This window comes from Alcanivorax sp. VBW004, from assembly GCF_009718865.1.
Classification (GTDB): domain Bacteria; phylum Pseudomonadota; class Gammaproteobacteria; order Pseudomonadales; family Alcanivoracaceae; genus Alcanivorax.
In genome coordinates this window covers 736,821-759,231 of the sequence record NZ_WNHC01000001.1, presented here as the reverse complement: position 1 = coordinate 759,231, position 22,411 = coordinate 736,821, and the positions used below count along the sequence as shown (strand labels likewise).

At 60.5% G+C, this 22,411-nt stretch carries 21 protein-coding genes; 14 read left to right on the top strand and 7 right to left on the bottom strand.

From position 1 onward, the window contains the following. Nucleotides 1–8: 8 nt before the first annotated feature. Genes F1529_RS03530 through F1529_RS03520 form a run of 3 tightly spaced genes read right to left on the bottom strand, consistent with a single transcriptional unit; the run spans nucleotide 9 to nucleotide 2,316 of the window. Nucleotides 9–686: a type 4a pilus biogenesis protein PilO gene (locus F1529_RS03530; protein ID WP_155132191.1), complete on the bottom strand. Its 678-nt coding sequence runs from the start codon at nucleotides 684–686 to the stop codon at nucleotides 9–11. After that, a complete protein-coding gene (locus F1529_RS03525; protein WP_155132189.1) occupies nucleotides 683–1,252 on the bottom strand; it encodes a PilN domain-containing protein in 570 nt (189 codons plus the stop codon). Before F1529_RS03525 ends, F1529_RS03530 begins: the two co-directional genes overlap by 4 nt. After that, entirely contained in the window at nucleotides 1,249–2,316 is a 1,068-nt protein-coding gene (locus tag F1529_RS03520) for a pilus assembly protein PilM (RefSeq protein ID WP_007148723.1), read from the bottom strand. The genes F1529_RS03525 and F1529_RS03520 overlap by 4 nt, the downstream gene beginning before the upstream one ends. 199 nt (nucleotides 2,317–2,515) lie before the next feature. Here F1529_RS03520 and F1529_RS03515 point away from each other — a divergent pair, with 199 nt between their 5' ends. After that, nucleotides 2,516–5,083 (top strand): penicillin-binding protein 1A, encoded by a 2,568-nt coding sequence (locus F1529_RS03515; RefSeq protein ID WP_155132187.1) that lies wholly within the window; start codon nucleotides 2,516–2,518, stop codon nucleotides 5,081–5,083. Nucleotides 5,084–5,194: 111 nt separating this feature from the next. Here the strand turns inward: F1529_RS03515 and F1529_RS03510 are convergent, their stop codons facing one another. Together F1529_RS03510 and rpmE are read right to left on the bottom strand one after the other, a co-directional pair. Then, nucleotides 5,195–6,469 carry a malic enzyme-like NAD(P)-binding protein gene (locus F1529_RS03510; protein WP_007149844.1) on the bottom strand — a complete coding sequence of 425 codons (1,275 nt, stop codon included), beginning with the start codon at nucleotides 6,467–6,469 and terminating at the stop codon, nucleotides 5,195–5,197. 107 nt (nucleotides 6,470–6,576) lie between these two features. Beyond that, nucleotides 6,577–6,795, bottom strand: a complete 219-nt coding sequence (gene rpmE, locus F1529_RS03505; protein WP_007149307.1) for a 50S ribosomal protein L31 — start codon at nucleotides 6,793–6,795, stop codon at nucleotides 6,577–6,579. Between the two features lie 137 nt (nucleotides 6,796–6,932). Between rpmE and F1529_RS03500 the strand changes: the two genes are divergently transcribed. The 13 genes from F1529_RS03500 (at nucleotide 6,933) to tatC (ending at nucleotide 19,416) form a co-directional block, all read left to right on the top strand. Continuing rightward, nucleotides 6,933–9,107, top strand: a complete 2,175-nt coding sequence (locus tag F1529_RS03500; RefSeq protein ID WP_370456941.1) for a primosomal protein N' — start codon at nucleotides 6,933–6,935, stop codon at nucleotides 9,105–9,107. A gap of 142 nt (nucleotides 9,108–9,249) precedes the next feature. Further along, nucleotides 9,250–11,004, top strand: a complete 1,755-nt coding sequence (gene argS, locus F1529_RS03495; RefSeq protein ID WP_155132185.1) for an arginine--tRNA ligase — start codon at nucleotides 9,250–9,252, stop codon at nucleotides 11,002–11,004. Then, nucleotides 11,004–11,639 (top strand): SPOR domain-containing protein, encoded by a 636-nt coding sequence (locus tag F1529_RS03490; protein WP_155132183.1) that lies wholly within the window; start codon nucleotides 11,004–11,006, stop codon nucleotides 11,637–11,639. Before argS ends, F1529_RS03490 begins: the two co-directional genes overlap by 1 nt. Nucleotides 11,640–11,782: 143 nt before the next feature. After that, nucleotides 11,783–12,325 (top strand): ATP-dependent protease subunit HslV, encoded by a 543-nt coding sequence (hslV, locus tag F1529_RS03485; protein WP_370456940.1) that lies wholly within the window; start codon nucleotides 11,783–11,785, stop codon nucleotides 12,323–12,325. Nucleotides 12,326–12,327: 2 nt separating this feature from the next. Beyond that, nucleotides 12,328–13,671, top strand: a complete 1,344-nt coding sequence (hslU, locus tag F1529_RS03480; RefSeq protein WP_155132181.1) for an ATP-dependent protease ATPase subunit HslU — start codon at nucleotides 12,328–12,330, stop codon at nucleotides 13,669–13,671. Between the two features lie 110 nt (nucleotides 13,672–13,781). Next, nucleotides 13,782–14,477 (top strand): hypothetical protein, encoded by a 696-nt coding sequence (locus F1529_RS03475; protein WP_155132179.1) that lies wholly within the window; start codon nucleotides 13,782–13,784, stop codon nucleotides 14,475–14,477. A 1-nt stretch (nucleotide 14,478) separates the two neighbouring features. Further along, a complete protein-coding gene (gene ubiE, locus F1529_RS03470; protein WP_007150919.1) occupies nucleotides 14,479–15,231 on the top strand; it encodes a bifunctional demethylmenaquinone methyltransferase/2-methoxy-6-polyprenyl-1,4-benzoquinol methylase UbiE in 753 nt (250 codons plus the stop codon). Next, nucleotides 15,228–15,923, top strand: a complete 696-nt coding sequence (locus F1529_RS03465; RefSeq protein ID WP_007150828.1) for an SCP2 domain-containing protein — start codon at nucleotides 15,228–15,230, stop codon at nucleotides 15,921–15,923. Before ubiE ends, F1529_RS03465 begins: the two co-directional genes overlap by 4 nt. Continuing rightward, nucleotides 15,923–17,527 carry an AarF/UbiB family protein gene (locus tag F1529_RS03460; RefSeq protein WP_155132177.1) on the top strand — a complete coding sequence of 535 codons (1,605 nt, stop codon included), beginning with the start codon at nucleotides 15,923–15,925 and terminating at the stop codon, nucleotides 17,525–17,527. The genes F1529_RS03465 and F1529_RS03460 overlap by 1 nt, the downstream gene beginning before the upstream one ends. Before the next feature lie 93 nt (nucleotides 17,528–17,620). Continuing rightward, entirely contained in the window at nucleotides 17,621–17,956 is a 336-nt protein-coding gene (locus F1529_RS03455) for a phosphoribosyl-ATP diphosphatase (protein ID WP_007151285.1), read from the top strand. A 30-nt stretch (nucleotides 17,957–17,986) separates the two neighbouring features. After that, on the top strand, nucleotides 17,987–18,232 hold the full coding sequence (gene tatA / locus F1529_RS03450) for a Sec-independent protein translocase subunit TatA (RefSeq protein ID WP_155132175.1): 246 nt from the start codon (nucleotides 17,987–17,989) through the stop codon (nucleotides 18,230–18,232). Between the two features lie 58 nt (nucleotides 18,233–18,290). Beyond that, a complete protein-coding gene (gene tatB / locus F1529_RS03445) occupies nucleotides 18,291–18,677 on the top strand; it encodes a Sec-independent protein translocase protein TatB (protein ID WP_155132173.1) in 387 nt (128 codons plus the stop codon). Then, a complete protein-coding gene (gene tatC, locus F1529_RS03440; protein WP_155132171.1) occupies nucleotides 18,670–19,416 on the top strand; it encodes a twin-arginine translocase subunit TatC in 747 nt (248 codons plus the stop codon). The genes tatB and tatC overlap by 8 nt, the downstream gene beginning before the upstream one ends. A gap of 152 nt (nucleotides 19,417–19,568) precedes the next feature. Here the strand turns inward: tatC and F1529_RS03435 are convergent, their stop codons facing one another. Next, nucleotides 19,569–20,525, bottom strand: a complete 957-nt coding sequence (locus tag F1529_RS03435; protein ID WP_230457695.1) for an alpha/beta hydrolase — start codon at nucleotides 20,523–20,525, stop codon at nucleotides 19,569–19,571. Then, nucleotides 20,504–22,327 (bottom strand): DUF4105 domain-containing protein, encoded by a 1,824-nt coding sequence (locus F1529_RS03430; protein ID WP_155132169.1) that lies wholly within the window; start codon nucleotides 22,325–22,327, stop codon nucleotides 20,504–20,506. Before F1529_RS03430 ends, F1529_RS03435 begins: the two co-directional genes overlap by 22 nt. Nucleotides 22,328–22,411: the final 84 nt, after the last annotated feature.

Below are 22,411 nucleotides of genomic sequence, written 5' to 3'. Positions count from 1 at the left end.
ACGCCCCCTTATTTATTCTTGCCAGAAGAATTCGCGCCACCCGCAGCGCCATCCTTGCTGGAATAACGATAGGTCTTGGCCGTAATGTCCATTCTCAGCAGCCCCAGGGCAGCCATTTCTTTATTACTCTCCGATGGCCGCTTCACGGTAAAATCATGCAGCGTCACAATACGAGGCAGCGACGCCACACCGGACACGAATGAACCAAAACCATGGTAGTCACCTGTCACCTGAATATTGATTGGAAGTTCTGCGTAGAACTCCTTTTCAATTTCATTCCTCAGCTCGATGTTTTCAAACTCCAACCCACTCCCCAGACCCGTATGAGTAATATCCTCAAGCAAGCCGGGCACTTCGGTATCCTTGGGCAGCTGCTTGAGCAGGGCCCCAAAGGTCTGCTCCATTTCTGCCAACTGCTTACGAAACTGATCAAGGTTGTGGGCCTCAAACGCTTTCTTTTCATACCCTTGCAGCAAGGTCGCCTCTTCTCTTCTTTGCTGCTCAAGCGTCTGATTGGCATCACTGATCGACAGGAAATAACCAAGAACGACAACAACAACCAGCACAAGAATGGCCGCCCCAATTTTTATTGGCGTAGGCCAGCCCCCCACATTCTCAAAATCCAGGCTGTTGAGTTCATCCATCAACTCGCCCAGATCCAAATTTTTCAGCTCAGAGGCTTTCATTGTTTTTCTCCCTCTTTATTGCTGTTCAGAGAGGCCTGCTTGACGGTTAATGTGAAGCTGTTGGCCTGAGAGCCATCTTCAAGCGCCGTCACATTTTGCAGATTCGCACTCCGGAACCAGGATGAGTCACCCAGGTTGCGCATCAGACGGGAAATCCGATTATTGCTTTCGGCCACGCCATCAATGGTATAGAGGTCCCCAACCCGCTTGATTTCGTTGTAGAAAACACCATCCGGCAGCGTCTTCACCAATTCATCAAACACATACACGATGGTCGGCCGGTTGCCCTGCAGGTTCTGAATAACCTCCATTCGCGCCACCAACTCATCACGGCGAGATCTCAGGTCCTTAATCTCTTTGATCTTTTCATCCAGCTCAGCCGAACGAGTCTGGATATGGCTATTGCGGGCGCGCTGATCGGTAATTTGCTGATCCACATACCCTTTCCACATCCAGAAAATGCCCCCCCCCACAATCGCCGCGAGAACCAACATCATGACGAATTCCTGTTGGCGCTGTTTGCGGCGCTCTTCGCGCCAGGGCAACAGGTTAATTGTTGTTGTCATTGGTCAAAGCTCCTCAATGCCAGGCCGCAGGCAATCATCAATGCCGGGGCATCATTGGCAATGGCAGAGGCACTCACCTTGTTTGCCAGCGCCATGTCACTGAACGGATTGGCCACAGAACAGCCCGCCCCCACTTTTTCCTGAATCAAATCGCCCAGATCGGCGATCGAGGCAGAGCCCCCTGCCAGCAGGATGTAATCCACTTCATTGAACTGGGTGGAGCCATAGAAAAACTGCAGGGAGCGGTTCACCTGCTGGACAATGGCGTCCTTGAAAGGCTGAAGCACTTCGCTTTCGTAATCATCGGGCAGTTCGCCGGTTTTCTTGGCAAGGCCGGCCTCTTCCATGGAGATACCGTAGCGACGCTGGATTTCCTCGGTAAGCTGCTTGCCGCCGAAGAGCTGTTCGCGGGTATAGACACTGCGCCCCTGATGGAACACGTTCAACGTGGTCATGGTGGCGCCGATATCAAAGACCGCCACGGTTTCCAGCTCATCCGAGTTCGGCAAACCGGCCTGGATCAACTGGAAAGCCCGCTCCATGGCGTACGCTTCCACATCCACGGCTTTCGGTTGCAGGCCACCAATTTCCAGTGCATCGGTGCGCATCTCCACGTTTTCTGTACGCGAAGCCGCAACCAGCACTTCCACCCGCTCATCGTTATTTTCCACCGGCCCCACGACCTGAAAGTCCATGCGGACTTCATCCATAGGGTAAGGAATATATTGATCGGCCTCGGACTTGAGCTGCATTTCCAATGCATCCTCGTCCAGATCCGCATCCATTTCGATAAGCTTGGTGATCACCGCGGAACCGGACACCGCCACCGCCGCGGTTTTCACCCCGGGGCGCGCACGGCTGACCAGGCGGGCAATGGCATCACCCACACCTTCCACGTCGCTGATGTTTTTCTCGACAACCGCATTGGCCGGCAGGGGCTCAACCCCATAGCTCTCGACCTTGTAGCGGCCCCCTGATTTGGACAGTTCCAGCAGCTTGACCGCCGTGGAGCTGATGTCGATCCCCAGTAGTGTCTGGGCCTTTTTTCTGAGGAAAGGCAGCACTGTCGTCGTCCCGTCTGGTTATTATTGAAGTGTTTTTTCTTGCTAAAGATACACTTACACGTTTTTTATGTCGAATCACTTTAGGAGTTAGTAATAGCAGAACAGATATTAGATCACAACAAGCATTCCGCCATATAATGACCCACTTCACGGGCCGGCTAGGCCTTTCTACCGATCCCAGCCAGTAGTTGCCGAAAACATGCGTTTACCCTCCTGGATCCGATACCTGCTGTTACTCCTTATTGCCGGCGCCGGTGGCGGCCTGACAGCCCTCGCCGCCTGCTACCTCTATCTGGCGCCCCAGCTGCCCCCGGCAAGCCAGATTCGCGAGGTGGAATACCAGATCCCCCTGCGCATCTATAGTCGCGATATGAAGCTGATCGCAGAATACGGGGAAAAACGCCGCCAGCCAGTGACTTACGACGAACTGCCGCAACCATTGATCCAGGCGGTACTGGCCGCGGAAGACGAGCGCTTCTTCCGCCACAACGGCGTGGACCTGAAAGGCCTGCTGCGCGCCTTTGTGGAATTGGCCCGTTATCGGGAAATCCGCTCCGGGGGCTCCACCATCACCATGCAGGTGGCCCGAAACTTCTTTCTCGACCGGGAACAGCGTTTTCTGCGCAAATTCAACGAAATCGTGCTCGCCATCCAGATTGAGCGGGTCCTCAGCAAGGAAGAAATCCTTGAGCTTTATCTAAACAAGATCTATCTGGGGCACCGGGCCTACGGCGCCGAAGCCGCCTCCCAGGTGTATTACGGCAAGTCCGTGGGCGAACTCAGCCTGCCCCAATGGGCCATGATTGCCGGGCTACCGAAAGCCCCTTCCGCCTATAACCCGATCACCAATCCCCAGCGTGCCCAAGTGCGACGCAACTGGATTCTGCATCGCATGGAAGAGACCGGCGCCCTCACCGCCGAACAGCGCGAGCTGGCCCAGGCCGCCCCGGTCAGCGCCCGCTTCCATGCCGCCTCGCCGGAAGTGGACGCCGCCTATCTGGGCGAGATGGCCCGCTTGCAGGCCATGGAATTGGTGGACGCCAACATCTACACCGACGGCATCCGCATCATCACCACGGTAGACAGCAAGCGCCAGCAGGCTGCGGTCAACGCCCTGCGCAACGGCCTGCACAGTTATGACGAGCGCCACGGCTACCGCGGCCCGCTGGCACAGCTGGACATCAGCGACGCCCCGGCCCTGCCCTCGCCCTCCGACGCGGACAGCGAAAAGCCCCCGGAAGACAGCACCGACAAACCCGTCGTTGCCGAAGAGGCTGAACTGGAAAAGACCATCACCGGCCTTGACCCGGATGTCGCCGCCTGGGCAGAACGCATCAAGGACCAGCGCCGCATCGGCCCCCTGCAGCCGGCCATCGTTACCGCCGTGGGCGACAAGGACGCGGAAATCCTGTTCCGGGACGGCAAGCGCAGCCCGCTTGCCTGGAATGATATTCGCTGGGCCCGCCCCCAACTCAACAACAAATATGTAGGCAAGGAGCCCACCCGGGCCGGCGATGTCCTCAGCAAAGGGGACGTCATCTACGTCCGCCCCGCCGGTAGTGGCGACGAGCGCCACTGGCGCCTGGCCCAACTGCCCAAGGCCCAGTCTGCACTGATCTCACTGGACCCCTCCAACGGCGCCATCGTCGCCCTGCAAGGGGGCTACAGCTTCTCTACCTCCAACTTCAACCGGGCCGTACAGAGCGAGCGCCAGGCCGGCTCCGTGTTCAAGCCGTTCATCTACACCTCCGCCATGGAAAACGGTTTCACCCCGGCCTCCATCATCAACGACGCTCCAGTGGTCTTTGATGACGACAAGCTGGAAACCGCCTGGCGCCCCACCGGGGCCAGCGGCAAGTTTTATGGCCCCACCCGCATGCGCGAAGCCCTGTACCGCTCGCTGAACCTGGTCTCCATCCGCATCCTGCGCCAGATCGGCATCAGCCAGGCCATGGGCACCCTGAAGCGCTTCGGCCTGCCGGCGGACAAATTCCAGCGCGACCTGTCCCTGGCACTGGGGAGCGCCAGCGTGACCCCCATGGACATCGCCTCGGCCTACAGCATCTTTGCCAACGGCGGCTACCGGGTAGCCCCCTGGAGCATCGTGCAGATCGAAAAGGACAACGGGGACGTGCTCTGGAAAGCGCCGGAGGTGATTTTCTGCGAAAGCCCCTGCCGGCCACCGCAAACCGATAACGACGCCCAAACCGACATGGCCGAAGTCGACCCTGTCGACACAGCCGATAGCGATGAAAGCACCACCCAACCTCACCAACCACCGCCGGTCATGGCCCCGCGCGCAATCGACGCCCGCATTGCCTGGCTGATGAACTCCATACTGCAAGACGTGGTGCGCCGCGGCACCGGCCACCAGGCTAACGGCCTGGGCCGCCGGGACCTGGCCGGCAAGACCGGGACCACCAACGATCAGGTAGACGCCTGGTTCTCCGGCTACTCACCAGACCTGGTCGCCACCGTCTGGGTCGGCTTCGACAATCCCGCTTCACTGGGCTGGGGTGAGTATGGCGGCAAGGCAGCCCTACCCATCTGGATGGATTACATGGGTCCGGCACTGGAAGGCGTTCCCAACCGCCAGCTGGAACAACCCTCCGGCATCGCCACCGTGCGTATCGACCCGGACAGCGGCCTGCAGGCCCGGCCGGAGAACCCGGACTCCATTCGCGAGTACTTTATCCGCAGCCAGGTCCCCGACATGGAACCGGCAAGAGGGCCAGGCGGGCACAGCGCACCGGAGCAGATATTTTAAAGAGACGCAACATGCAACATGCAACACGGAAAGGCGTGAAGCGTGTTGCATGATGCTTGCAGCCATAAAAAAACCGCCTCTCGGCGGTTTTTTTATGGCTGGCGTTTCTTGTTACAACTCCGGGAAGATCTCGTCCAGCGAGTTCAACGGGTAGTGTGACGGGTAACCCTTACGGGCCACACCGCAATCCACCGCCGCCCGGGCCACAGCCGCAGACACCTTGCCCAGCAAACGCGGATCGTTCGGCTTGGGAATAATGTAGTCCGCACCAAAGGTCAGCGGCTCACCACCGTAGGCATCCAGCACCTCCTGCGGGGGCGCGGTGCGCACCAGCTCGGCGATGGCATGCACTGCGGCGATCTTCATTTCCTCGGTGATGGAGGTAGAACGCACATCCAGGGCCCCGCGGAACATGTACGGGAAACACAGCACATTATTCACCTGATTGGGGAAATCCGAACGACCGGTGGCCACAATCGCATCCGAACGCGCCGCCTTGGCCACCTCCGGGCGAATTTCCGGGTCCGGGTTGGCCAGCGCGAAAATGATCGGCTTGGGCGCCATTTTCTTGACCATTTCCGGGGTAAGCATGTCCGGGCCGGAAACACCGATGAACACATCTGCGTCTTCAACCGCATCGTCCAGGGTGCGCTTGTCAGTATCGTTGGCCAGCGCCGCCTTGTACTGGTTCAGGTCATCGCGACGGCTATGGATCACACCCTTGCGATCCAGCACCAGGATATTTTCCTTGCGCGCGCCCATTTCGATCAGCAGGCGAACGGACGCCACACCGGCCGCGCCAGCACCCACACAAACGACCTTGATGTCTTCGATACGCTTGCTCTGGATTTCCAGCGCGTTGATCAGACCGGCACATACCACAATGGCGGTACCGTGCTGGTCATCATGGAACACCGGCACATCACACTGCTCTTTGAGGATCCGCTCGATCTCGAAACATTCCGGCGCGCGGATATCTTCCAGATTGATACCCCCAAAGGTGCGATGGATACGCATCACCGTATCGATAAAGGCCTGGGAATCTTCCGCATCCACCTCGATATCGAACACATCGATACCGGCAAACAGCTTGAACAGAATCCCCTTGCCCTCCATCACCGGCTTGGACGCCAGCGCACCCAGGTTACCCAAGCCAAGAATCGCGGTGCCATCGCTGATCACTGCCACCAGATTGCCCTTGGAGGTAAAACGGTAGGCCAGCTCCGGCTCCCGGGCGATTTCCCGCACCGGTTCCGCCACACCAGGGCTATACGCCAGGCTCAGGTCTCGACTGGTCGCCGCCGGCTTGGTCACCTCGACGCTGATTTTCCCCGGCCGCGGTTTGGCGTGGTATTCCAGGGCCGCCGCTTTTAAATCCTCGGACATGCTGGTCTCCGCTTCCCTAGTTGGGATATACAGTGTGTACGCAAGTACTTAACGTAAAAAGCACCCGGTAGGGTGCTTTTTACAATAGGCGCTGTGAAGACGCCGTATCAGTCCTTCTTGCTGCGCATCATGCCAAAGCGCTGCTTGAACTTGTCGATCTGACCACCGCTGTCGGCCTGCTTCTGCTTGCCAGTATAGAAAGGATGGCAGGCGGAACAAACGTCCAAATCCATGGCTCCACCTTTGGTGGAACGGGACTCGATAACGTTGCCACAGCTACAGGAATAGGTCGCTGTCTGGTAATCGGGATGAATCTCTGCTTTCATTGCTAAGCTCCATTTTGTGTCGCTACCGGCCTCTACGACAGGCACCACACGGCTTGCGCCTGGGAAAAAGAAGGCGAATCATAACAGCTTGTCCCCATTCCGCAAGCGCAAAGCCGCCGCTGGCTCCAGGAAATTCCGTGTCACCGAAAAACACCCTGCAAATTGCCCTGCCCGTGCCCCTGCCCGGGTGTTTTGACTATGCACTGCACGGCACCGTTGTGCCGCCCCGGGGCAGCCGGGTCAAAGTCCCCTTCGGGCGACGCACCCTGATCGGCCTCGTGCACGGCCATGCCCCCAGCGACTACCCGAAACTCAAGGCCGTGCAGGCGGTACTCGACAACGAGCCGGTAATGCCCGACGAGCTCTACCAGCTCTGCGAGCGGGCGGCCCGCTATTACCACCATCCGCTGGGCGAAGTGCTCAATTACGCCCTGCCCACCCTGTTGCGGCAGGGCAATGACGCCCAGGCCAGCCTGGAAAAACGCTGGCAGATCACCGACCGCGGGCAACACGTCAACGATGACCAGGTCAGCCGCGCGCCGCGCCAGCGGGACGCCCTGCGCATTTTGCGTGAGCACCCTCAGGGGCTGAGCAGTGCCATGCTGGCGGCACTGGAGGTAAGCCCGTCCGCCCTGAGCAGCCTGCGCGACAAGGGCTGGGCCGAGCAAATTCAAGTGGACACCCGCCCGGAGGTCGCACGAGAAACCCTGGCGCAGGCACCACTGGCAGCCAACGCCGAGCAACGCGCCGCCATTCAGGCGATTCAGGATGCCGACGGCTTCACCCCTTTCCTGCTCGACGGCATCACCGGCAGTGGCAAAACGGAAGTCTACCTGCAAGCCATGGCGCCGCTGCTGGCCGCCGGCAAGCAAGTCATGGTGCTGGTGCCAGAAATCGGCCTAACCCCGCAGACAGTACAACGCTTCAAACAGCGTTTCGCCGTCCCGGTGGTCACCCTGCACTCCGGGCTCACCGACCGGGAACGGCTGGATAACTGGCTGGCGGCCCGGGAAGGCCAGGCGCGCATCATCATCGGTACCCGCTCCGCCATCTTTACCCCCATGCTCAATCCCGCCCTGATCATCGTGGACGAAGCCCATGACAGCTCCCTGAAACAGCAGGACGGCTTTCGCTACCACGCCCGGGACCTGGCCACCTGGCGCGCCCAGCAGCTAAACATCCCGGTCATTCTGGGCAGCGCCACCCCGGCCCTGGAAACCCTGCACCTGGCCCGGGAAGGCCGTTTCCAGTGGCTCAAACTATCCCAGCGGGCCACCGACCAGAGCCGCCCACCCATTGAGGTCGTCGATGCCCGGCTGGCCGCCCCGGGCAACCCACTACTGCCCCTGTCGCTGCAGGCACTGAAACAATGCGTGGAGGCCGGCAATCAGGGACTGGTGTTCATCAACCGCCGCGGCTACGCACCGATGATTCTCTGCCACGACTGCGGCTGGCAGGCGGAATGCAAACGCTGCGACAGCTTTCTTACCTGGCATCGCAGCGACCGCGCCCTGCGCTGTCATCACTGCGGCTACCAACAGCGCGTCCCCAGCCGCTGCCCGGACTGCGGCTCCAGCGCCATCCAGGAAGCCGGCAGCGGCACCGAAAAGCTCACCGAACTGCTGGAACAATCCCTGCCGGTGCCGGTGATTCGGATCGACCGGGATGCCACCCGCCGCAAAGGCGCCCTGGATGCACATCTGGCGCAGATCCAGAAAGGCGAACCCGCCGTCATGGTCGGCACCCAGATGCTGGCCAAGGGACACCACTTCCCCAAGCTGACACTGGTAGTGATTCTGGACATGGACGCGGGCTTTCTCAGCGCCGACTTCCGCGGCCCGGAACAAGCCGCCCAGCTACTATTGCAGGTAGCCGGACGCAGCGGCCGCGAAGGCCAGGGCCGGGTCATCCTGCAAAGCCGCCACCCGGACCACCACCTGTTGCAGCTGGCCGCCAGTGGCGACTACCCACAACTGGCCACCACCTTGCTGGAAGAAAGGCAGATGGCCGGCCTGCCCCCCCATGGCCACCTGGCCCTGTTCCGCTGCGAAGCCATGGCCATGGGCACCGCCATGAACTTCCTGCAGCAACTCAGCACCATTGCCGTGCCGCCCGACGTCCACATTCTCGGCCCAATCCCGGCCCCCATGGAAAAACGCGCCGGCCGCTTCCGCACCCAGCTGCTGCTGCAATGCGCCCAGCGAGCGCCCCTGCACCAGGCGCTGAACCTGATACTGGAGCAAGCCCGCAAACTGCCCGAAGGGCGCCAATGCCGCTGGCATCTGGATGTGGACCCCATTGATATGCTGTGACGACGCCACACGCAGCACGCGGCATGCAACACGCCGGAGCCCCGCATGATGCGTGTTGCGTGAAGCCTGCTGCGTATCTTCGCCTTTTCCCGTACAATCGCCGGCCAGTCAAACGGCCCAGAGCCCTCCACAAAAGAATGTCATGAAAGAACGCCTGATACCCCTTATTGAAAGCGCCCTGGATACCCTGATCGACGACGGCACCCTGCCCGCTGACGCCAAGCGTCCGGTGCAGATCGACCGCACCAAGGACAAGAGCCACGGCGACTTTGCCACCAACATCGCGCTGATGCTGGCCAAACCCGCCGGCATGAAGCCCCGCGATCTGGCAGAAAAGCTGATCGCCGCCCTGCCCGGCGACAGCGCCGTGGCCAAAGTGGACATTGCCGGGCCCGGCTTTATCAATTTCTTCCAGGCAGACGACTGGCTCACCGGCTTGCTGGAATCCGCCCTGACCGGCGATTTCCTCGGCATTGACCGGCCAGAGCAGCCCCAGACTGTGGTGGTGGACTACTCCTCGCCCAACCTGGCCAAAGAAATGCACGTGGGCCACCTGCGCTCCACCATCATCGGCGACGCCGTGGTGCGCACCCTGGAATTTCTCGGCCACACCGTGATTCGCCAGAACCACGTGGGCGACTGGGGCACCCAGTTCGGCATGCTGCTGGCGTACCTGGAAGAACAGAAAGCCGAAGAAGGCGAGCGCGAGTTAAGCCGAGAGCTTGCCAACCTGGAAACCTTTTACCGGGCCGCCAAACAACGCTTCGACGAATCCGACACCTTCGCCGACCGCGCCCGCGCCCTGGTGGTAAAACTGCAGTCCGGCGACGATTACTGCCTGAACCTGTGGGCAGAGTTCAACCAGGTATCCCTGAGCCACTGCCAGGCCATTTACGACCGCCTCGGCGTCAGCCTGACCCCTTCGGACGTGCGCGGCGAAAGCGCCTACAACGATGACCTGGCCCAGGTCGTCGCCGACCTGGGCAGCAAAGGCCTGCTCAGTGAAAGCCAGGGCGCCCAATGCGTCTTTATGGATGCCTTCAAAAACAAGGAAGGCGAACCTCTGCCCGTTATTGTGCGCAAAGCCGACGGCGGTTATCTCTACGCCACCAGCGACCTGGCGGCCCTGCGCTACCGCGCCGGCACCCTGCAAGCCGATCGCATGCTGTACTTTGTCGATCAGCGCCAGGCGCTGCATTTTCAGCAAATGTTCACCTTGGCAAAGCTGGCCGCCTTTGTCCCCGAACAGACCGAGCTGGCGCACATGGGCTTTGGCACCATGAACGGCCCGGATGGGCGTCCGTTCAAGACCCGCGACGGCGGCACCGTCAAACTGGTGGATCTGTTGGACGAAGCCGAGCAACGGGCCTTTGCGCTGGTGCAGGAAAAGAACCCGCAGCTGGATGAGGACGAACTACGCACCATCGCCCGCTCGGTGGGCATCGGCGCAGTGAAATACGCCGACCTGTCGAAGAACCGCAGCAGCGACTACATCTTCAACTTCGAACAGATGCTCAGCTTTGAAGGCAACACCGCGCCTTACCTGTTGTACGCCTACACCCGAGTGGCCAGCGTATTCCGCAAGGCCGAACGCGACATGGCCAGCGTGAGCGGTGACTTCCTGCTCAACGAAGACGCGGAACAGGCCCTCGCCGCACGGCTAGTGCAATTTGCTGAAGTCCTCCAGAACGTGGCAGACAAGGGCCAGCCGCACTTGCTCAGCACTTACCTGTACGATGTGGCCGGGCTGTTTTCCAGCTTCTACGAGCACTGCCCGATCCTCAGCAGTGAAGACGAAGGCATCCGTAACAGCCGCCTGAAGCTGGCCGCCCTCACCGCACGCACCCTCAAACACGGCATGGAACTGCTGGGCCTGAGCCCACTGGAGCGCATGTAATGGCGAAGAACACCCGGCGCGGCGCCAGCCGCGGCCCCGCCCGCAAGAAAAAACCCCAGCGCCAGGTACCCGGCTGGGTGTGGCTGTTTACCGGCCTCATGGTTGGCCTGTTCGGGGCCTTCCTGTTCCACCTGGGCAAGACCCAGATGGAACAGGGTGGCAGCACACCGGTGGCCAGCAACAACGACAAACCGGCTCAAGCAAAGCCCGAGCCCAAAACAGAACCCAAGAACGAACCCGGGGAGGATTCACCCCAGTTCGACTTCTACGCGGTGCTGCCCAAGATGGAAGTGATTGTGCCGCAGAACGAAACCGACAGCGGCACAGGCACCACCCGCAAACCAGACACCAACAAACCGGCCAGTACCCGCAAGCCGGAAACCAGCACCCGCAACAACGAGAAATACCTGCTGCAGGCCGGCAGCTTCCGCCGCAACGAAGATGCGGACCGCCGCCGGGCCGAGCTGATTCTGAAAGGCTTCGAGGCCAGCATTCAGTCAGTCAATCTGGACAGCGGCGACAGCTGGCACCGGGTCATGATCGGCCCCTACAACAACCTCAACGCCATGCACCGCGCCCAGGACCAACTGGCCGGCAACGGCATCGAGACCCTGCCGATCAAGATGAAAAAGTAGACGCCCGCACGCTTTCACGCCCCACGCCGGCACGCCTTCTTTGCGTGTCGCGTGGTCGCCTGCAGCATGTATGCAGTCTTGATCCTTGAAATCCCCCACCTGCGCCCACACTTCCTTTTCTACGCGTAAAAAGGAGAATTCCCGTGGAGCAGTATCGCGGCACTACCATTGTTTCTGTTCGTCGAGGCAACAACGTGGCCATCGGTGGCGATGGCCAGGTCAGCCTGGGCAACACTGTCATGAAGGGCAACGCCCGCAAGGTTCGTCGGCTTTTTCACGGCAAGGTGATTGCCGGTTTCGCCGGCGGCACCGCCGACGCCTTTACCCTGTTTGAACGTTTCGAAGCCCAGCTGGAAAAGCACCAGGGCCATTTGGTGCGCGCCGCCGTGGAGCTGGCCAAGGACTGGCGCACCGACCGTGCCCTGCGCCGCCTTGAAGCCCTGCTGGCGGTAGCCGACAAGGAAAGCTCGCTGATCATCACCGGCAACGGTGACGTGATCGAGCCGGAAAAAGATGGCCTGATCGCCATCGGCTCCGGCGGCCCCTTTGCTCAATCCGCGGCCACCGCCCTGCTGGATAATACCGACCTGCCGGCCCGCGATATCGTCGCCAAGGCGCTCACCATTGCCGGCGACATCTGTATTTACACCAATCACAACCACACCTTCGAAGAGCTGGACGGTTAATCATGGCTTCCCTGACACCCAAAGACATTGTTTCCGAACTCAATCGCCACATCGTCGGTCAGGACGCGGCCAAGAAAGCCGTTGCTCTGGCGCTGCGTACCCGCTGGCGCCGCATGCAGCTGCCCGCCGAAATGCGCGCGGAAGTGGCCCCCAAGAACATTCTGATGATTGGCCCCACCGGGGTGGGTAAAACCGAAATCGCCCGCCGCCTGGCCAAACTGGCCGACGCCCCCTTTATCAAGGTGGAAGCCACCAAATTCACCGAAGTGGGCTATGTGGGCCGCGATGTGGAATCCATCATCCGCGACCTGATGGAAATGGCCATCAAACTGCTGCGCGACAAGGAAATCGCCCGTGTGGGCAGCCAGGCCGATGATGCCGCCGAGGAACGCATCCTCGACGCCCTGCTTCCCGCCGCACGCGCAGAAGACGGCAGCACCAACGACAACACCGATAGCAAAACCCGCCAGATCTTTCGCAAGAAACTGCGCGAAGGGGAGCTGGACGACAAGGAAATCGACGTGGACGTGGCCAGCCAGCCCGCCGGCGTCGACATCATGGCGCCCCCCGGCATGGAAGAGATGACCAGCCAGCTACAGCAAATGTTTTCCAAGATGGGCGGCAACCAGCAACGCAAGAGCCAGAAGCTCAAGGTGCGCGAAGCCTATCGCCTGATCCGCGACGAAGAAGCCGCCCGTTTCGTCAATGAAGACGAGCTGAAAGTGCAGGCCATCGACGTGGTGGAAAACAACGGCATCGTCTTCATCGATGAAATCGACAAGGTCGCCAAGCGCGGCGAAGGCGGCGGTACCGACGTGTCTCGCGAAGGGGTACAGCGCGATCTGCTGCCGCTGATCGAGGGCTCCACCGTCTCCACCAAGTACGGCATGGTGAAAACCGATCACATCCTGTTTATCGCCTCCGGTGCCTTCCACCTGTCTCGCCCCAGCGACCTGATCCCCGAACTGCAGGGCCGCCTGCCGATTCGCGTGGAGCTCAGCCCGCTGAGCCCGGACGATTTCCAGCGCATTCTCACCGAGCCCAAATGCTCGCTCACCGAGCAATACAAGGCGCTGCTGGAAACCGAAGGCCTGAACCTGGAAATCACCGACGACTGCATCCGCCGCATTGCGGAAGTGGCCTGGCAGGTCAACGAGCGCACCGAAAACATCGGCGCCCGTCGCCTGCACACGGTGCTGGAAAAACTGCTGGAAGAAATCAGCTTCGACGCCGACTCCCTGGCCACCCAGTACCACGACAAGCCACTGGTGCTGGACGCCGAAGCCGTGGATCGCTACCTGGGCGAACTGGCCGACGACGAAGACCTGAGCCGGTATATTCTGTAAATAACCGCAGGCATGCCTCACGCTGCACGCACCACGCTTTTGCGTGCCAGCGTGATGCGTGGTGCCTGCCTGCCCCTCACTTTGCTATTATCCCCGCCGGAGGGAACACCATGACCGCCGGCGAACAACTGCAACAGTATCTCGAACGTTTTTTTGCGCTGCGCCAGCACGGCGACGATGCGGTCTTTGTGGCACGGCTACGCCGGCTGCAGGACTGGCAAGGCGAACGCCTCAGGCACACCCATGCCCACCTTCTCGATGACCCCGTCACCGCCGAGGGTATCCGCTTCCTGTTGGATGAAGTCTACGGTGGCCGCGAGCTGCTGCCGGTGGCGCGGGAAATCCGCCGCGCTCTGCCCAAGGCCATGAAACTGCTGCCCGACAAGGTCATGGCCACCTCTGCCGCCGCACTGGAAGCCGCCATCCTTACCCAGGAACTGGACGAAGCGGTCACTGACATCCTCGGCGATCAGCTTGATCAGCCCATCGATGAAGCCACCTATCTAGCGGGATTCCGCCAGCCGAGCCATCACGACGACCGCCAACGGCAGCTGCAACTGGTGGCCGAACTGGGCCATCGACTGGATCGCTATATCCGCTCGCGGATGCTCCACGCCACCTTCCGAATGGTTCGCAAACCGGCCCATGCGGCGGGCTTTGCGAACCTGTATGATTTCATGGATCGCAGTTTCCGGGTGATGAAACCCGTCCCCAGCGTTGGTTTGCTGCTGGAGCAGCTGGCCGCCCGGGAAGACGCCATCATGGAAAAGGTTTTCGCCTGTCACCCATCGCCTTTCGAGAATTGATATGTCCGACGACAGCAAGGTCACACACTTCGGTTACCAACAGGTGCCGTGGCAGGAAAAACAGCAAAAAGTGGCCGGCGTATTCCGCTCCGTGGCGGGCAAATACGATGTGATGAATGACCTGATTTCCATGGGCAGCCATCGCATTCTCAAGCGCATGACCATCGAGCTGGCCGGCATTCGACCGGGCCACAAGGTGCTCGACCTGGCAGGCGGCACCGGCGACCTGGCCATCAAATTTTCCCGGCTGGTGGGCGAAACCGGCCAGGTAGTGCTGGCCGACATCAACGACGCCATGCTCGACGTGGGGCGCGACCGCCTGTTCGATGCCGGCTGCAGCCACAACACCCAGGTCACCCAGGTGAACGGCGAGTGCCTGCCCTTTGAAGACAACAGCTTCCACTGCATCACCATTGCCTTCGGCCTGCGCAATATCACCGACAAGGACGCGGCCCTGCGCTCCATGCTGCGAGTGCTGAAACCCGGTGGCCGCCTGCTGGTGCTGGAGTTCTCCACGCCCACCAACAAGCATCTGGCCAAGGCCTACGACACCTATTCCTTTGCCGTCTGGCCCAAACTGGGCAAGCTCATCGTCAACGACGCCGACAGCTACCAGTACCTGGCGGAATCCATTCGCATGCACCCGGATCAGGACACCCTGCAAGGCATGATGGACAACGCCGGCTTTGCCCGCACCGAGTACTTCAACATGATCGGCGGCATCGTGGCCCTGCACAGAGGATTCAAGTTTTGAGCTTGAAAGACCAGTCACGCTCTCCCGGCCTGCTGTCCACCACCGCCCTGGCCACCGTGGAACGAGCCATCAACACCGCCCTGCGTTCCGATCCGGCCAGCGCCGATCGTCTGGCCGTACACGCCGGGCGGCTCATCGCCATTGAGGTGACATTGCCGCCCATGGCCATCTACGGGCTGATCGTGGAAGACGGTGTGGAGCTCTACCACCGCAGCGACGCCACCCCGGACGTGGCAGTGACAGGCAGCCCCATGGACCTGGCCTCCCTGCTGCTGAACTGGAAAACCCGCCCCGGGGTGATCGGTGGCCCCGTGGACATCACCGGCAACCGCGATTTTCTGCAAGAGTTACAGCAGATCGCCAACGACCTGCAGATCGACTGGGGCGCCATTCTGGAGCCTGTCACCGGTTCCGAGCTGGCCCAGCAATTGGATTACAGCGCTCGCCGCCTGTTCGGCTGGGCGAAGCAAGCCGCCACCCGCCTCACCGAACAACTGGGCGATTATGTGGGCAACGAATCCGGGCTGATTCCCAGCCGCCGTGACGTTTATGAATTCGGTCAGGACGTGGATGAACTGCGCATGGACGTGGATCGTCTGGATGCCCGCATTCAGCGGCTTAAAACCCGCGCGCCGTCCGCATCATCCTCTTCGCCCTCATCGCCACAGGATTCCGGGAGCGCACCACACTGATGCCACCGATTACCCGCATACTGGTGGTGATCCATGTGATCTGCCGCTACCGGCTGATATCCCTGCTGCCCAGCCACCCGGCGCGTGGCCTTTTGCTGATTCTGCAGTACCTGATGCCCGCCAGCTGGCTCGGCACCGGCGAGCTGAGCGAAGGCGAACGCCTGCAGAAAGCACTGGAACGGCTGGGCCCGATCTTCATCAAATTCGGCCAGCTACTGGCCACCCGACAAGACATGCTGCCCCCGGAGTGGACCGCCGCCCTCGCCCGCCTGCAGGACCAGGTCGCTCCTTTCGATGGCGAGCAGGCAAAAGCACTAGTGAAAGCCAGCCTGCCGCAGCCCTTTGACCAGGTGTTCCGCGACTTCGACAGCACCCCCATGGCCGCCGCCTCCGTGGCACAGGTCCATGCCGGCACCCTGCACAATGGCCAGCAAGTCGTGGCCAAGGTGCTGCGCCCCACCATTCGCCCGGTGGTGGAACGGGACCTGAAGGTGATGGCTTTCGGTGCCCGCTGGCTGGAACGCCTGTGGCGTGATGCCCGTTATTTCCGCCCGGCCCGGGTGGTACAGGACTACCGGGACATCATCCTCGGCGAACTGGATCTGGCCGCCGAAGCGCGCAACAGCGAAACCATGCGCCGGCATTTTCTGTTCAGTCCGCTGCTGCACATTCCTGCCATTCATCTTGAGCTGTCCAGCCCCACCGTGATCATCATGGATCGCATCCATGGTATTCCGGTGAACGATATCGAGCGCATCAAGGCCGCCGGCATCGACCCGAAAGTGCTGGCCGAGCGTGGCGTGGAAATTTTCTTCGCCCAGGTCTTCCGCTTCAACTTCTTCCATGCGGATATGCACCCGGGCAATATTTTCGTTAATCCTGAACACCCGGAGTCACCCCAGTACATGGCCGTGGACGCCGCCATCGCCGGGCGCCTGTCCAAGGACGATCTGAACATCCTCGGGCGCATGGTGCTGGCGGTCATGCGCGAAGACTACAGCGCCCTGGTGGATGCGGTGATCCGTGCCGGCTGGAACACCGCCCCCATCGATCGCCCCCGCTTTGAGCGGGCAGTGATCGACATTGTCGAACCGGTTCGCTCCGCGCAACTGGACCAGCTGGAGTTCGCCCCGCTGGTGATGAAGCTGTTTGATATGGCGCGCACCTACCATATCGAAATGCCGGTGCAGTACATCCTGCTGATGAAAACCCTGGTTCACATCGAAGGGCTGGGGCGCAGCATTTACCCGCAGCTGGATATCTGGAACACCGGGCGCCCCTTGCTGGAAGCCTGGATGCTGGCCGAATACGGGCCCAGCGCCACCCTGAAGAAACTGCAGAATCGCCTGCCGGAATGGACCGCCCAGCTTCCGGACATGCCCGACCTGCTCCGCGACGGGCTGGAAAGCCTGCGCGACCTGCCCTACCAGCAGGACCGCCTGGAAGCCCGTTTCGAACAACAACTGGTCCGCCATCGCCACAAGCTGTTTGCCGGCCTCGCCGGGCTCGGTTGCGCTGGCGCCGCCCTGTGGCTGGCCAACCCCTACAGCTGGGCACTGGCCGGAGCCGCGGTACTCCTGGGAAGCTGGAGCTGGCGCCGCTGACAGCGGGCACGGCAAAGAAAAAAGTGCCTATGGCCCCTTTCAGCACCCTGATAAACTGGGCTCCCTGCGGGCCCGGGCAATAAGGAATACACTATGTCAGAGATACTCAGCGAGCTGCACCAGGTACTCGAATCGCGCAAGGGCGCGGACCCGGACAGCTCCTATGTGGCCAGCCTCTACGCCAAGGGCCTGAACAAGATCCTGGAAAAAGTCGGCGAAGAAGCGGTGGAAACCATTCTTGCGGCCCGGGATGCCGAAGTCAGTGGCGACAACCAGGCGCTGATCAGCGAAACCGCGGATCTATGGTTCCACTCTTTGGTGATGTTGGCCAAACTGGGCGAACACCCGGACAAGGTTCTGGCAGAATTACAACGACGTTTTGGCCTGTCCGGCCATGATGAAAAAGCCGCACGTAGCGGTAAACACTAACGCGGCCCTTAATTTTTCGGAGAGAAAGCCATGTTTTCCGGCATCAGCATTTGGCAGTTACTGATTCTTCTGGCCATCGTGGTCCTGTTGTTCGGCACCAAGAAACTGCGCAACATGGGCGGCGATCTGGGCGGCGCGGTGAAAGGCTTCAAGAGCGCCATGAAAGATGGCGAAGACGAGCAGGACCAGAAACGTCTGGCCGACGACGAACAGCCTGATAACGAGCAACAAGCCGAGCAAAAAAGCGAACAGAACAAGGAAAAGGACAAGGCCTGATTCCTGCCGCCTTTTCGGCGACACAGTCCGGACCAAATCCTGCTAAACCGAGGTTGCGATGTTCGATATCGGCTTTGCCGAACTCACCCTGATCTTCATTATCGGCCTGGTGGTACTGGGGCCGGAGCGACTGCCCACCGTCGCCCGCACCCTCGGCCACTGGATCGGTCGTGCCCGCTCTACCTTCAACCACCTGAAGAACGAGCTGGAACGTGAAGCCGTGACCCAGGACATGCAGGAGCGCATGGAAAAGCAGATGCGCCAGATGGGGCTGGATGAAGACAGCATCCGCGAAGCCAAAGACAGCCTGCTGAGCCCGGAACAAATTGCCCGTTCACGGGCACCGCGCAGCGAACAGCCCCATAGCGACGCTCCGAACGCGGATGACGCCGACACCGGCCAGCGCACCAACGACCAGCCCCAGGACTCCACCCGCAATGACTGATGCCAGCAACGACGCCGGCCAGCCGCTGATTGCCCACCTGCTGGAACTACGCAATCGCCTGCTCAAGGCCATGGTCGTCATTTTTATCGTTTTCCTGTGTCTGTTCGCGTTTTCCCGCGAGCTCTATACCCTGGTGGCCAAGCCGCTGATGGACGCCATGCCTGCCGGCACCAACATGATTGCCACCGGCGTGGCCTCGCCCTTCCTGGCGCCGTTCAAGCTGACCCTGTACCTGAGCGTCTTCGCCGCCATGCCGTTTATTCTCCACCAGGCCTGGGCCTTTGTGGCTCCCGGTTTGTACAAGCATGAAAAGAAATTGGCGATACCGCTGCTGGCCAGTAGCGTCCTGCTGTTCTATGGCGGCGCCGCCTTTGCCTATTTCGTGGTATTCCCGTTGATGTTCCAGTTCTTCACCGCCATCGCCCCGGAAGGCGTGGCCGTGACCACGGACATCAGCAGCTACCTGGATTTTGTACTGGCGCTGTTCCTGGCCTTCGGGCTGGCGTTCGAGTTGCCCATTGCCATCGTGCTACTGGTGAGCACCGGGGCCACCACGGTGGAAAAATTGAGCAAGGCCCGCGCCTATGTGGTGGTGGGTTGCTTCGTGCTTGGTATGTTGCTGACACCACCAGACATCATCAGCCAGACGTTGCTGGCGATTCCCATGTGGTTTTTGTTCGAGATGGGCCTGCTCGCCGCCCGGATGGTAAAGAAACAGGCAGAGAATCCGCCCGCCTAGGTGATTGAAGCCGTCCCCTGAACAAGGGGGCGTCAGCCCAATGTCGGATTACGCCTTTAGGCTCTCTGTGCCGCTACATTCGTAGATCCGTAGGTCGAATTAGCCTAAAGGCGTAATCCGACATCCAAAGCTAACTCAACCTACAAAGCCCACTAGAATCGATAGCCATTGTCAGGCGTGGAGATGGGCGCAGGCGCAGGTAACGCTGGCGGCTCCTCACCCTCACCGGACGACTCGGGCACCTCTTCCGCTTTCGTCACCTCGGCAGCACAATCATTGTCCTGCATGAAATCCACCAGGCGCTGCTGCACCGCCGGGTCACGAGGGCTCTCTGTATGGCCTCCACGCAGCTTCTGGAAGGTTTTGGGTTGCGCCGCCGCGGCATACAGCCGCTCGCCGTGAGCGTAGGGAATCACCGGGTCATCTTCACTGTGCATCACCAGCAAGGGCGTCGGCGCGATGTCAGCCACTCGTTCCTCCGGGTCCAGCGCACGATCCGGCATGGTGGGCACCACCATCCAGCGCAACGGCCACAGCAGCCAGCTACGCTTCATCACGTCGCTGGTGATATCCCGGTAGCTGGCAAACGCCGCTTCCAGAATCACGCAATCAGCCGCCCCGGCATTGCCCTCTTCGCCCAATACGCTGGCGGCCATGGAAGCCCCCAGGCTCTGCCCAAACACCACCAGCGGCGCACCGTCCGTGCGCTGGGCATGGCGTAGCCAGTCCAGCCCGAGTTGCACATCATCGAAAACGTCCGGCAGCCGCGGCTTGCCTTCCGACAAGCCGTAGCCTCGATAATCCAGCAGGAAAACGTTATAGCCCCGCGCCGGCAACCATTGCACATTGGCCAGGTGGGTACTGATGTTCTGGGCATTGCCGTGCAGGAAATAGACCGTGCCACGGGCCGGCGCATCATCGGCCGCCGGTAGCCACCAACCATGGATACGCATGCCGCGCGGATGTATCAGTACAATATCTTCGTACTGCAGCCCCTGGTTTTCCGGGTTCTGCACCCACGGAGACATGGGGTAGAAAAACAGTTTGCTGCACCCTGCCAGCAGCAGGCTCAGCAGCAACGCTGCGCTTAATCGTAATACCATCGCCATTGGAGTTTGAACTCGTCATCGTAACCACCCCGCCGGTTCTCGCGCTCCAGCGAAGCGCGCAAGCCGTGCTGCCGGGTCATTGCCCACTGCACCGCAAACTGGGAGGAGGATCGATATTCATCGTTGGTGAAATAATGCCCCACACTGCCTAACTGCCACTGCCAGTCGCCACGGTGATACAGAATACCCGCGTCCAGACCGGCCCCCGGGGTCAGGAAGGTGCCGAACTCGCTATTATTCTCCATTCGCACGCTGGTTAACAGATACGGCTGCCAGTTCCCCCACAGCCAACTGCCGCCAGCACCGCCCTGTATGTAGCGCACCAGCCGGCGCCGACCCGCCCAGGCACGCTCCAGCCCGCCTTCCACATACCAACTCAGCGGCTTCATAAAGCGGTTTCGCGGTGCCAGCGAACGGATGCTCACCACATCCAGCTCTTCCAGCTTGACCTGCCCGGATTCGGTGCTGCGCAAGGTCAGGTCCAGCCCTTCAATCTGCGCCCCGCGCAGGAAACCGTACTGATTATCGAGCAAATCATGGTAGGTCAACCGGTAGGTCAACTCGCCGAAATCCTGCTCGCCTTCGCGCTGACCGCCACTGACCCCCAACATCTGGGTGCCATGCCCTTTTTCCGGCGGTTCCGGGTTCCTGGTTTCCGGTACTGGTGCTGCGGGCAGGCTGTTCATCAGCGTCAGTAGCGCAAAAGAGCGTTTTGCCACTTCCGGGGTTCGCTCTTCCTTGCGATGAGTCAGCCTGATGTAGCGATAAGCCACCGCCGCCATAATCGCCCGGGTTGCTTCCGGTTCAGCCTTAAAGGCAGGCGATTCAGCCAGGCCTGGATCCTCAGCCAGCGCCCTTGCCAGTTTTTGCTGGGCGCCATCCAGCTGTTTACGCAGATTATCCAGCTCCACGGATTTGGATGGCCGGTAATGGCGGCTGCTAATGATGTCGCGCTCATCCAGTGCCCGCACCGTATTTACCGGCACTTCGGCAAACCGCAATTCGCTGAGCAATTCGGATCCCGGCCGCGCCACTTCTACCAGCTCGAGCAGACGAAACGAGCAGTTCTCATCAAAAAAGTAGTAATCAAAATTGATGTCTTTCAGTTCCCACAAATGATCAATCAGCCAATCAAGTTCCGATTGATCCAGATCCAGGGTGTACTCCCACATGTCCCGGTTTTCCATGTGCGAATATTCCTGGATTTTCTGCACATAGGGCACAAGGGCAAAGCGACCCGGATAGCCCCCCGCCAGACCGCGATACATATAGAAGAAAGAATTATCGGCTTCGGTTGAAACCGCGCCAAAGTTTACCGCCCACGACAACCAGACGGCGCTGTCTTCGCCCTGATCCAACCTTAGCAAGGTATGTCCGAACATGGACGAAGGGCTGTTCAAATAGGCTGCGGGAAAAACCAGCACCGCGCGTTTGGCATGAATCGCGCCGCGCCATTCGTTGTAGTCATCGCAGTGTGAAAAGGGCGCCTCGTGCTGCCACCCCAGGTGCTCGGACAGAAAACGATAGCGCGCAGGAAAACGGCAACGCGCCGGCGAGTCCGCAGCACGAAGAGCCCGCTCGGTCGCCTCAAGCTCGGCTAACGGATCGGCCTTCCCGGAATCGGCGAGAAAAAAAGTGTCGTCATCCACATAACTCTGATGCTTGTCACGCAGGGTCGCACCGGGATTGATATGCAATAACGCCTGCCAGCGGGACGTTTCCGCCAGTTCGGACAGGGAAGGGGTTGCAGCAAACGCCGGCATAAACCAGCACAGCAGCACACAGAAAAGACCAGTGCGCATCCGGATTCATCCGTCTCAATTACAAGCCGACAAAAGTGTCAGAAAAGAGGGCCCCAAAAACAAAACCCCGCCAAAAGCGGGGCT